This window comes from Microbulbifer sp. (assembly GCF_036563125.1).
GTDB lineage: Bacteria > Pseudomonadota > Gammaproteobacteria > Pseudomonadales > Cellvibrionaceae > Microbulbifer.
Map to the genome: position 1 here is coordinate 1 of NZ_DATCMV010000107.1, position 12,063 is coordinate 12,063.

General features: G+C 56.7%; 7 protein-coding genes. 4 read left to right on the forward strand and 3 right to left on the reverse strand.

Annotated elements, in window-relative coordinates; translation table 11 throughout:
- Positions 1-118 precede the first annotated feature (118 nt).
- Positions 119-997, forward strand: coding sequence for a hypothetical protein (locus tag VIL80_RS08555; protein WP_332035696.1), 879 nt, complete (start codon positions 119-121; stop codon positions 995-997).
- Positions 998-1,099: 102 nt separating this feature from the next.
- Here the strand turns inward: VIL80_RS08555 and VIL80_RS08560 are convergent, their stop codons facing one another.
- The 3 genes from VIL80_RS08560 to VIL80_RS08570 all read right to left on the reverse strand — a co-directional run bounded on the left by VIL80_RS08560 (position 1,100) and on the right by VIL80_RS08570 (position 6,543).
- Positions 1,100-4,270 carry an efflux RND transporter permease subunit gene (locus VIL80_RS08560; protein WP_332035697.1) on the reverse strand — a complete coding sequence of 1,057 codons (3,171 nt, stop codon included), beginning with the start codon at positions 4,268-4,270 and terminating at the stop codon, positions 1,100-1,102.
- Positions 4,267-5,433, reverse strand: coding sequence for an efflux RND transporter periplasmic adaptor subunit (locus VIL80_RS08565; protein WP_332035698.1), 1,167 nt, complete (start codon positions 5,431-5,433; stop codon positions 4,267-4,269). Before VIL80_RS08565 ends, VIL80_RS08560 begins: the two co-directional genes overlap by 4 nt.
- A 408-nt stretch (positions 5,434-5,841) precedes the next feature.
- Positions 5,842-6,543 (reverse strand): cyclic nucleotide-binding domain-containing protein, encoded by a 702-nt coding sequence (locus VIL80_RS08570; protein ID WP_332035699.1) that lies wholly within the window; start codon positions 6,541-6,543, stop codon positions 5,842-5,844.
- 471 nt (positions 6,544-7,014) lie between these two features.
- On the opposite strand from VIL80_RS08570, the gene VIL80_RS08575 reads away from it, so the two are divergent.
- From VIL80_RS08575 to VIL80_RS08585, 3 genes are all read left to right on the forward strand, one after another.
- Complete coding sequence (locus VIL80_RS08575) at positions 7,015-8,220, forward strand: TonB family protein (protein WP_332035700.1); 1,206 nt, start codon at positions 7,015-7,017, stop codon at positions 8,218-8,220.
- 305 nt (positions 8,221-8,525) lie between these two features.
- The gene (locus tag VIL80_RS08580; RefSeq protein ID WP_332035701.1) at positions 8,526-10,610 is read left to right on the forward strand and encodes a M13 family metallopeptidase; all 2,085 of its coding nucleotides are present in this window, start codon (positions 8,526-8,528) and stop codon (positions 10,608-10,610) included.
- Between the two features lie 121 nt (positions 10,611-10,731).
- On the forward strand, positions 10,732-12,063 hold a 1,332-nt coding region (locus tag VIL80_RS08585; RefSeq protein ID WP_332035702.1), incomplete at its 3' end, for an MFS transporter.

The following is a 12,063-nucleotide window of genomic DNA, read 5'->3' on the forward strand; positions in this document are numbered from 1 at the left end:
AGTAAAAACACCCTTAAAACACTTGCATTCAAGTATATAAATGAGCTGCAATTAGCGCGATGAATTCCACTCATCCAAAATAACATCTAGATATTAAATTCAGATACAGGGATATTTTATGGCCGCACGTAAGAAAGCCACCACTACCACGGTGAGCGCCGTTGCGAAGTTGGAAGCGGAACTCGCCTCACTGAAAGCCCAGCTCGAAAAGGCCCGCAGCGGCCAGGAAGCTGAAGCCAAAAAAGAAGCTGACAAGCTCTCCAAAGATGCCGACGCCGCCGCCAAAAAGGTAGCTGCTGCACAAGCCAAAGTAAAAGCTGCCCGCGCCAAGAAAAAGTCTGCCGCTCAGCAAAAGCAACTGAAAGCCGCCCAGGAAGCAGCCGCTGCAGCCAAGAAAGCCGCCGCAACCACCAAAGCAGCTGCCGCTGACGCGAAAGCCAAGCTGGCTACCATCAGCGCTGACAACAAGCTGATGGCAAAAGTGGCCAAGGCCGTAGCCAAAGAAGAGGCTGCCATCACCAAGAAGCTGACTGCTGCTGAGAAGAAGAAAACCGCAGCCGAGAAGAAGAAAGCCGCTGCTGCAGCCAAGAAGAAGGCTGCTGCGGAGAAAAAGGCCGCTGCCGCCGCCAAGAAGAAAGCCGCTGCCGCTGCCAAGAAAAAAGCTGCTGCTGCCAAGGTAAAGGCTGCCGCCGCTGCCAAGAAGAAAGCTGCTGCAGAGAAGAAAAAAGCTGCTGTAGCCAAGAAAAAGGCTTCCGAGAAAGCCAAAGCGGCTTCCGCCAAAGCCAAGGCCGCCGCCAAGAAAAAGCCAGGTCGCCCAAAGAAAGCCGCTGCTGAAGCTGGTGCTGCCGCGCCTGCCGCCAAGAAGCCTGGCCGTCCCGCCAAGGCTGGTGCAGCCAAGAAAAAGCCTGGTCGTCCCGCCAAGGCCGCCAAGGCTGGCGCAGCCAAGAAGGCTCCGGGTCGCCGCGGTCGTCCGCCGAAGGCTCCGGCTCAGGCCTAAGCTGTCATTTCTGGCAGACAGAAACAAAAAACCCCGGTATCCCCGGGGTTTTTTTATGGCCGGCGTCAGGTCTTCGGGTCCTGTGCCCCGACACCCTTCCGATTACTTGCCGCCTTTCGCCGGCAAAAGTGGCTTCAAGCTCCTTATCACGCCCCCCATGATTTCCCTGAGTGCGGATGGCAACGCCAACATCACCGGTGTCACAATGAGGGTCAACAGTGTGGAAAAGCTGAGTCCATAGACAATGGCACTGGCCAGCTTTACCCAGAAAGATGCGATAACGCCGTTTACCACAACCGTGCGCCCGACCATATCGACACTCACCCCCATTGCCAACGGCAGCAGACCGAGAATCGTGGTGGCGGTAGTGAGAAATACCGGGCGCAACCGCTGTGCCGATGCCTTGACGGCGGCGGCGCCGCAACTCAGCTCGGGCTCCGCTTTGCGAACATAATTGTAGGTATCGATCAGCACGATATTGTTGTTCACCACGATTCCCGCCAGCGCCACAATACCCACCCCGGTCATGATCACACTGAAGGTACTCTGGGTCAGGGTAAGCCCCAGCATGACCCCGGCAGTGGACATGATCACCGATGACAGGATAAGCGCTGACTGGTAAAAGCTGTTGAACTGGGTCACCAGCAGGATAAACATCAGGAACAACGACAGCGAAAACGCAACCTGCAGAAACACCAGCGACTCGTTCTGATCTTCATCGGCGCCGCGGAACAACAACTCCACTTCACCATCTATCGGATGCTCTGCCAGCCACTGGCGGACTTCCCGCACTTTGTCGTCGGCCAGAACGCCATCGTTCACATCCGCTTTTATCTGCATACGGGTAATACCGTCGATGCGCTCGATCTTGTCTACCTTGGGTCCGGCCACCCTGGACACGAAACTTCCCACCGGTACCGCGCCATTCGGGGTATTCACTTTGAGTTCGTCCAACGCGGTGATACCGCGGGCGTACTCGGGATAGCGGATTCGGATATCCACCTCCTCGTCGGAATCATCCGGACGATATTCCGCCATCAGAACGCCGTTGGTGACCAGCTGCACCGCGCGGCCGACCCCGGTCAGATCCGCGCCGTACAGCGCCGCCTTGGCGCGGTCGACCTTAACCTCCCACTCGATTCCGGGGAGCGGCGCGGTGTTGACGATATCCCGCAGCCCATCGAATTCACCTTCCAGAGCGCGGTGAAGGCGCCAGGTTTCCGCCAGCAACTTGTCGTAATTGCGGCTGCGCAACTCCAGCACAATGTCTTTTCCCACCGGCGGTCCGCCCTCGAAGGCATTGGCACTGGTCTTGATACCGGGGAAGTGACCGGTACGCTCGCGGATATCCGCAAAAATTTCCCGGCTCTTGCGCTCGCGCTCCACCGAAGGCACCAGTTCCACCAGCAGGTTGGCAATCTGGTCGGGGGACTTCTCCGAATTACCGGAGATACCACTGGAGCCGACGGCCGAGTACACCACGCGCACTTCCGGCACCTGCATTAACGCTGACTCCACCTGGGCGACCAGCGCTTTCTTTTCCTCGATCGACAGGTTGCCCTGGGCACGCACTTCCACGTTGCCGTACTGCTCTTCGGTCTCGGTAAAGAATTCCACTCCGGGATTGAACCTGACGAAGGCGATAAAAATTCCGATCAGCACCAGAATCGTCGCCGCGAACGACACAAAGGGCCTGCGCACCACCGGGTCGAGCATCCGGGCGTAAAAACCGGTAATACCGCCGAGGGCAGCCGGTTCGCCGTTTTCCAGCTGCTTGAGATACTGCTGGGTCTGTAAGTCCATATTGCTTTTGCCGAACACCGATCCGAGTATCGGGGCAAAAAACAGCGCATAAACCAGTGATCCCGCCAGCACCGCAAATACGGTAACCGGCAGATAGCGCATGAAATCCCCAACCACGCCGGGCCAGAAGATAATCGGCATGAATGCCGCAAGCGTGGTACCGGTAGAGGCCACCACCGGCCAGAACATCCGCCGCACGGCAATGGAGTAAGCTGCACGCGCCGATAGCCCCTCCGCCATTTTGCGGTCGGCAAATTCGGTGATCACGATGGAACCGTCAATCAGCATGCCCAGCGCCAGCAACATGCCGAACATCACCATGAAATTGAAGGAGTAACCAAGGTACCAGGCGATGATGCATCCAAACAGCAAGGAAAAAGGAATACCAAACCCCACCAACAGCCCGGAGCGGAAACCCAACGCTCCGACAACGATGATCATGACCAGCAACATCGCCGTGAGAATATTCCCCTCCATTTCGCTGACCATATCCCGGGCGATCTGCGACATGTCGAATACGAAATCGACTTTCACGCCGCGGGGCAGGTATTCACGCTCGGCCTCAACTACCGCACGTACACTGTCCGCGAGATCCACCGCGCTGGCACCGGTGCGCTTCTCCACGTTGATCGCTAGCCCGGGTTTGCCATTCACACTGGTATAAGTGGTGGCATCCTTGAAGGTCCGGCGAATATCCGTCACCTGCCCCAGAGTCACTACCCCGTACTCCGATTGCTTGAGCGGGATCTGATAGACGTCGTCGGCGCTTTCAATAAGGCCCGGAACCTTGACGGAAAATCGTCCTTTGCTGACATCCATCTCCCCGGCGGGAATCAGCAGGTTGTTGCCCAGTACCGCATTGATCAATTCACCACTGGTAATCTGGTAATGCTCAAGGCGCACCGGGTCAATGGTGGCCTCCACGACTTCTTCACGACTACCGGTAATTTCTGCGCCCAGCACTTCGCGGATATTTTCGACCTTGCGCTTCAGCATCTGGGCACTGCGCAGCAGCTCCCGCTCGCTTACCCCTTCTCCTGCAAGGGTGACCACAATCGCAGGGAAGGCTTGCGCTGACACCTCTTCCACAATGGGTTCATCCGCATCTCGCGGTAATTCCGCCTTGGCCCGATCCACTGCATTTCGGACCTCGTCCACCGCTTGATCGATATCCAGCGCAGAGTCGAATTCCACCACCAGGTACGCCAGGGATTCGCGCGCGGTGGCAATGACCTCTTTCACTCCTTCCAGTGGACGAATTTCCTGCTCCAGTGGCCGCACCAGCAATCGCACACCGTCTTCCGGAGAAATGCCCTCATGCCTCACCTGCACGATGACGAAGGGTGGGCTCACCTGTGGGCTGGATTCCACAGTCATGGCGCCGCGCGCCGCGATCCCCATGATGACGACCAGTAGCATCAGGCTGATACTGCTGCGGAAACGCTCTACCGCACTCTCCAATAATTTCATGGTTGTGCCTCGGCTTGTGCACGGTCCGCAGACTGCGTGCTGGGAGCGGGCAGATCCCCGGCACTGTCCTCAAATACCGCTTCAACCCGCTCGCCTTCGCTCACATATTCCTGCCCAACAGTAATCAACGTCGCCCGCGGTGGCAGGCCGGTAATCCACACACCCTCATTCTCATCACTAACTAACTGCACACGGGCAAAATGCACCCGCTGTTCCTCATCCAGCGTCCGCACACCCAGGTGCCCCTCATCATCCAGGGTCAGCAGGGAAGAGTTAATCCGGTGCGCCAGTACTTCCCCGGTGGGAAGCGCCATACGCGCACTGATACCACTGCGCAATATTCCTTGTTCATTGGGCACCGCCATTTCCACCCGGTAGGCGCGAGTGACGGGATGTGCCTCCTGGCTCACGTACCGCAGATTTCCTTGCACCACCTGACCCAGCTGCAATTGCGCACTGGCCTGGGCTCCGGGGTTGAGATTGACCACCTGCACCTCGGAAACCTCGCCTACTACCAGAATCGGGTCGAGATCCAGCAGGGTCGCACACTCTTCGCCGCGGCGGATGAAATCTCCCAGTTCCACCGCGCGAATGTTGACCAACCCGGCGAAAGGGGCGCGAATTCGCAGGTTATCCACATCCACCTGTGCGCGCTTCAGGTCCGCGCGCGCAGTTGCCAGTGCCACTTCCTGCTGCGCCATGGCCGCGTCCGACTGCAGCCCCCGGCCCTGCAATTTCTTGGCTCCGGCAAAGTCCAGCTCGGCCTTGCGCAGAGCGGACCGCGCCCGCACCAGTTTTTCCGGTCGGTCTTCCGCGTCGATCTCACAGATCACATCACCGGCAGCCACCCGCTGGCCCTCCGCTACCGGCAGTGCGGCAATCACGCCATCCAGTTCCGCGCGTAACTTGACACTGCGGTTGGGCTCGGTGCGACTGTTCACCACGACGCGGGTTACGTAAGGCTGGGCTTCCAGCTGGCGCGCACGGACACTCAGGGTTTCCGCTCCTGCCCGTGCGAGGGTGGACTCTGCAACTGGCATCCCGCCCCTGTCGGCGGCATCACCGGACCATAACCCGCTTAACAGCCAGACGAATGCCACGAGGGCCACGCCCGCCGCTATTCGATAGTTGCGCTGCCGCCAGAAGCTCAACAGAAAATTCATACCCGCATTCCTGCATTAACGGAGGTTGAAAAACTCAGCCAGGACGGCTCAGAAGATGGGCATTTTATGCACAAAGTGCCTAACCCTGCATTGACTACAGCTGTCGGATTGCGAAATCCACAGGAACATCTACCTAAAGAAAAACAGAAAAAGATGACACCGGTAAGAAAACCATCAATCCACAAGTCGGCAACAGGGTGCCGCTGCCCCTGATACGCTGGAAGCTGGCTCGCTGGATCAGCTTACTGAACGGTTAGTGCCGGCACGGACTGACAGAGTCGGATATATAGAAGGAAGAAAGGGAAGTGTCCCGCCCCGGAGAGGAGTCGGCCGGTACACTCCGGCCGTTCAGGGGCCCCCAAGATCGTTCGCACATATAGGGCGACGCCCGTGGTAGGGCAAGGCGGATCAGGAAAGTATGGATTCGAGAAAGTCCGACATATCAGATTCTTCGGCGGCCAATTGCCCGCTGCCAAACTCTGCATTCCAGTCCAGCAGGATTCGCGCCAGATGCCGCGCCTGGTCCGCCAGTGCCAGCAATTCTTCCCGACAGTTTTTGGGGCCGGTATACAGCTTGAGCCGGCGATGGCTATTGGCCAACTCGTGATTGGGATATTTCGAACGATAGACTTCGAGTTTCCAGCGCAGCGAATGCACCATATTACGGTAGAACACCAGCTTGGAGGGGAGATGCAGCAGGGAAAAGTCTTCGAGGTCACCGAACAGGGTGCAATCCACTGCCAGTACCTGAATTTCCTGTCCGACGGGTGCCGCCACGATGGTGGCACTGCGCGGCTCTGCCAGCAACATGGCAAGATCCCCAAACAGTTCGCCCGGACGAATCACCGCCAGCGGACGCTCACCTCGCGCTGCTGCCGTATCGTCCACATGGACCTGCAACTCTCCGCGCAGCAGGAAATACACCCACTGGTCAACATCTCCTGCGTGCAGCAACACCTCACCGTGCGCCAGGGAAACCAGACGCGAGCGTTTCAGCAAGACATCGTATTGCCACTCGCTGGTGGCACGAATATCGCGAAAGAGATGAATGACATTCAAAAGTCGATCAACCGCATCCCGCGGAAAATCACTAAGCGGTTTGTAATCCATGAAACTCTTGGCTATTTAAAACACACATGATCGCGTGTTGCTTATATAAACGTCCGATATACCGGGCACTCCCGACATTCATTTATCCAGTCGTTCTTGATCGGCCCTCGATCGGTACGCTGGCGATGCATTGCAGTATTCCACGCACCACCAGATGCCGCATTCTAGGCTGAAAGTGACAGCTGTCTGCCCCGACAGATCCCGGATTTGAAAAAACGAGACATTTTACCCATTTCAGGGTTGAACTCCATTGCAGTTGAAGTAGAGTTGGGCGGTGCTCCGAATAATTTCATAGTGTGGCTGGAGGAATTTCAGTCACTCGCCGTTCGCGATATTTTTCGGAGCCCGCACCTTTCGGGGGGAGGGTGCGATCGAAGTGGCTGGAAATTTGTCTGGGGTATTTTGATTGATTTTTCAGCGCTTGATCTGCCGGTTTCTGCCCATCCGGCTTTAGATAGAAATCCAAGCAAAATGAAATCGACCAAACTTGTCTTTGCCCTGCTGCTGTTCGCTGCGGCCCTGACTGCAAAAGCAGCACCGCTTCTGAACGGCCTCGCCCTGGAACAGCAATTCAATAAAGACCAATACTTTGCTGCGGTTTACGCCGAGCGCCTGTCAAACGATTCCGCGTCCCTACTCGATAACAATATGCCGCGGGCACTGGAAATTCGCGTGGTTGCCGACCACCTCTCGGCTCGTCGCCTGCGTAACCAGTGGATGGAAGGTATCGCCATCAACAACCCTGCCGACACCCTCTCTGGTCAGGCAGAAAACATGGTGACCTTTGCCAATCTGTTCAGCGGTCGCCTGCAGGCAGGTGACATCCTGCGTATCGAATTCGCAGCCAATAGTGGTGCCACCAGCGTATCCCTGAACGGTGTCGAGCTGGACACAATCCAAAATCGCGAATTTTTTAACACACTGCTGCGCGCCTGGATTGGTCCCGTACCGCCATCCACCGAGTTTCGCGATAACCTGATGAAGTCCGGCCAGGTAAAAGGCGGCCTGCTGGCCACTTTCGAAGCCCTGAAGCCGAGCGCCGCGCGTATTGCCCAGGTTCGCGCGACCTACTCAGAGACGGAAGAAGTAGCGGCCGCGCCCGCCAAGCCAGAGCCGAAAAATGAATCCAAGCCCGAGCCGGCCAGGGTTGTAGCCGTCGCCAAGCCAGACCTGAGCGCGGATATTCCGGCACCGAGCCTCGCCGCCATCGGCAGCGCCGCAATTGAAAAGCCCACTCCGGCGCGTCCCGAACCCAAAGCAGAAACTCCAGCCGTGGCGCAGACCCAGCCCAAGCCGCTGAAGCCCACCACCACGCGTCCGGCGACACCACCCATGGATGAAGAGGACGAGGAAGATGAGGCACCGCTCACTGCGGATATGATCCTGGCGCGCCAGATCTATCACTCCATGCTGCTGCGTCATACCTTCAAGAATCTTAACTATCCGAAGCGCGCCATGGAGCGCGGCCAGGAAGGCAGTGTGCGCCTGAACGTTACCATTGATAGCAAGGGCAATGTGCTCAACGTGACCACGCTGCAGGAGTCCCGCTTCTCCAGCCTTAACCGCGAGGCACTGGATGCGGTGGAGCGCGCTGCGCCCTACCCCACCACGCCATCCCAGCTGAAAATGAATGAGTACAAGTTCACCATACCGATCACTTTCCGCTTACCGGACTGATGTACAGATAAAAGACCCCGCTAATGCGGGGTTTTTTTATTGCGTTAATTCCGCCACAACATAGAACATCAGGCCCATACCAAGGTAAAAGCCCACAAAGATGGATCAAATTCTGCGCAGTAATTGGGAATAACAACCCCCAGCCAGGGAAGGCAAACCCCACCCTGTGGGGAATTCCATCGCCCACCTCCGGCGACTGGGCGCAAGGCCCCTTGCCCACCGCAAGCGCCCTTGCATACTATGTCCAGTCAAATTCCACCCGGTCTGCGGACCGACCAAGAAATAACAAGCCCAAAAGGCCATTCATGAAGAAACTGCTTTTACCCCTGGCGATTGCCGGTGCCATTGCCGGCACTTCACTGACCGGCTGCTCGAAATCCGAGAGCCCGCAGGCGGATGCCGCCCAGACCAAACCGGCCGCCGAAGCCGCCGCCCCCCAGGCCGCGCTCGGTTCCGGTATTGATATCAGTGCGATGGACACCAGCGTGCGCCCGCAGGATGACTTTTTCTCCTACGTAAACGGCAACTGGATCAAGAACACCGAAATCCCCGCGGACAAATCCCGCTGGGGCGGCTTCACCATTCTCGCGGACAAGGCGACCGAAGAGGTGAAAGCCCTGATCATGGAAGCCGGCGAGCACGCGGACAACGCCGGTGCCAAGCAGATCGGCGACCTGTACAACAGTTACATGAATGAAGAGCTGATCGAGAAAAAAGGCCTGACCGCCATCTCCGGTGAGCTGGCCAAGGTAGACGCGATCCAGTCTCTGAAGGACCTGACCGACTTCTTTGCCTATGCAGATACCGTGGGCTACACCACTCCCTTTGGTGCCGGTATCAACCAGGACCTGAAGGATGTAGAGAACTACATTACCTTCATCTGGCAATCCGGCCTCGGTCTGCCGGATCGCGACTACTACTTTGACGATTCCGAAAAAGGCCAGAAACTGCAACAGGCTTACCGCGATTACCTGGTGAAAATGCAGCAGATCGCCGACCTGGAAAACGCTGAGCAGTATGCCGAGACCATTTATCAGCTGGAAAAAAGCCTGGCTGAACATCACCGTACCCGCGTGGAAAACCGCGATCCGGACAAGTACTACAACAAAAAATCTGCAGCCGAACTCAAGGCGATGATGCCGGCCGTCGATTTCGACAGCTACCTGCAGAAAGCCCACCTGGAAAAGGCGGATGACTTCCTGGTTGGCCAGCCGGAATATCTGGAAGCAGCCAACAAGATCATCGCCGATACCGAGCTGGACACCTGGAAGCGCTACCTGAAAATCAAGGTGCTCTCCGCCACAGCCCCTTACATGCACAGCGAAATTGCCCAGGCCAACTTCGATTTCTACAGCACTACCATTCGCGGTGTGAAGGAAATGGAACCGCGCTGGAAGCGCGCCGTGCAGTTCGTGAACGGTTCCGTCGGTGAGCTGGTGGGCCAGCGCTATGTGGAAAAATACTTCCCGCCGGAAGCCAAGGCGCGCATGGTCAAGCTGGTGGATAACCTGAAGGCCGCCTACAAAGAGTCCATCGAATCCCTGACCTGGATGAGTGAAGACACCAAGAAGGAAGCGCTGACCAAGCTGGCCAATTTCTCCACCAAGATCGGCTACCCGGACAAGTGGCGCGACTACAGCGAACTCAAGGTGAGTGCCGACGATCTGGTAGGCAACGTGCTTGCCTCCAATATCTTCGACACCCTCGAAGAGCGCAGCAAGCTGGGCAAACCGCTGGATCGCAGCGAATGGCACATGAACCCGCAAACCGTCAACGCCTACTACAACCCGCCGATGAACGAAATCGTGTTCCCGGCAGCCATCCTGCAACCGCCGTTCTTCAACCTGAATGCGGATGATGCGGTGAACTACGGCGGTATCGGCGGCGTAATCGGTCACGAGATCGGTCACGGCTTCGACGACAAGGGCAGCAAGTTTGACGGCAAGGGCTATCTGAACAACTGGTGGACCGACTCCGACCGCAGCAACTTCGAGGGCCTCACCAACAAGCTGGTGGCCCAGTACAACGGTTTTGAACCGCTCAAAGACGAGCACGTGAACGGCGAGCTGACACTCGGCGAAAACATCGGCGACCTGTCCGGCCTCGGCATTGCCCACAAGGCCTACAAGATGTCCCTGAACGGTACCGAAGCCCCGGTGATCGACGGCTTCACCGGCGACCAGCGCGTGTTCATGGGCTGGGCACAGGTGTGGCGCAGCAAGATGCGCGACGAGGCCCTGAGCGAGCGCCTGAAGACCGATCCGCACTCTCCGGCGGAATACCGGGTTCAGGGCGTACTGCCGAACCTCGACGCCTTCTACAAAGCCTTCGACGTGAAGGAAGGCGACGGCATGTACCTGCCGGAAGAGGAGCGTGTGGTTATCTGGTAATCCCGATAGCAGCCACACCGAAAAGCCCCGCTCTGCGGGGCTTTTTTATGCGCGAGAGATAACGCTGCATCCCCCGCATTAATCGCATACCATGGCAAAAACGGACTTTCAGGGAATTCGTATGGCCGATAACAACCAATTTGCGCTGCTTGGCAGCCGCCGCTTCCTGCCTTTTTTCTGCACCCAGTTTCTCGGCGCATTTAACGACAATGTATTCAAAAGTGCGCTGATGGTGATAATCGCCTTTCGCCTCGCTGCAGATCAAGCCAATACACTCAACAACCTAGCCGCCGGCCTATTTATCCTGCCTTTTTTCCTGTTTTCTGCCACGGCCGGCCAACTGGCCGACAAATACGACAAAGCTTTGTTGATTCGCCGTATCAAACTCGCCGAGATTGGCATCAGTTTATTTGGTGTAGTAGCGCTGGTAAGCGGCAGTAATGCTCTTTGCTTGACGGTACTGTTTCTACTCGGTGTCCAGTCCGCGTTTTTCGGCCCAATCAAGTATGCAATATTGCCCCAGCATCTGCATAAAGCCGAATTAGTAGGAGGCAACGCGCTGGTCGAAATGGCTACCTTTGTTGCCATTCTAGGCGGCACAATTGTCGGCACGATTTTGTCAGGCGCAAGTGATACTGACAGTAATATCTTCTGGATCGGTGGGCTGATTATTGCCATTGCAGTAATAGGCTATCTGGTCTGCCGCGCTATTCCCGTAGCGGCACCTCCGGTACCCGACCTGAAAATCGAACTGAACCCGTTCCGGCAAACCGCTCGCGTACTAAAGGAGGTCAGTAAATCTCCTGCGATTTTCTACGCGATAGTAGGGATTTCTTGGTTCTGGCTGTTAGGCGTTGCCTATCTGACACAAATACCTAGCTTTGCAAAAAATGTATTGGGTGGAAACGAGCCAATAGTTGCCCTGTTACTGTGCAGTTTTACAATCGGTGTCGCCATCGGCTCCCTATTATGTGGACGATTGTCCGGTGGTAGGGTCGAATTGGGCCTTGTCCCCATCGGCGCGGCCGGTCTTACTTATGCTGGTATCGCGCTGTCGGTTATAGGCGGCAATCTGGCACCACTCGCAGATGTCTCACTAACCGCTTTCTGGGGAAGCCCGGGCGCTCACGCGTTTTTATTCCATCTGGTACTGATTGGGATTTTTGGTGGTCTGTACATAGTGCCGCTCTACGCGATGATTCAAGAGCGCTCGGCCGAAGCTATACGAGCTCGAGTAATCGCGATGACTAATATCATGAACTCGCTATTTATGGTGATTTCTGCGCTACTCGGTATTATTTTTCTTTCTCTCCTAAGTTTCACTATTCCGCAATTCTTCATGGTCATAGCGTTAATGAACGCGGCCGTCGCGGTTTTCGTGTTCACCAAGGTACCCGAATTCGCCATGCGCCTGATGATCTGGCTGCTGTCGCACACCATGTACCGGGTCAAG

Excerpts from the sequence above, each read along its gene's own strand:
- VIL80_RS08555 (WP_332035696.1), top strand. The coding sequence starts at position 119 with ATGGCCGCACGTAAGAAAGCCACCACTACCACGGTGAGCGCCGTTGCG.
- VIL80_RS08560 (WP_332035697.1), bottom strand. The coding sequence starts at position 4,270 with ATGAAATTATTGGAGAGTGCGGTAGAGCGTTTCCGCAGCAGTATCAGC.
- VIL80_RS08565 (WP_332035698.1), bottom strand. The coding sequence starts at position 5,433 with ATGAATTTTCTGTTGAGCTTCTGGCGGCAGCGCAACTATCGAATAGCG.
- VIL80_RS08570 (WP_332035699.1), bottom strand. The coding sequence starts at position 6,543 with ATGGATTACAAACCGCTTAGTGATTTTCCGCGGGATGCGGTTGATCGA.
- VIL80_RS08575 (WP_332035700.1), top strand. The coding sequence starts at position 7,015 with ATGAAATCGACCAAACTTGTCTTTGCCCTGCTGCTGTTCGCTGCGGCC.
- VIL80_RS08580 (WP_332035701.1), top strand. The coding sequence starts at position 8,526 with ATGAAGAAACTGCTTTTACCCCTGGCGATTGCCGGTGCCATTGCCGGC.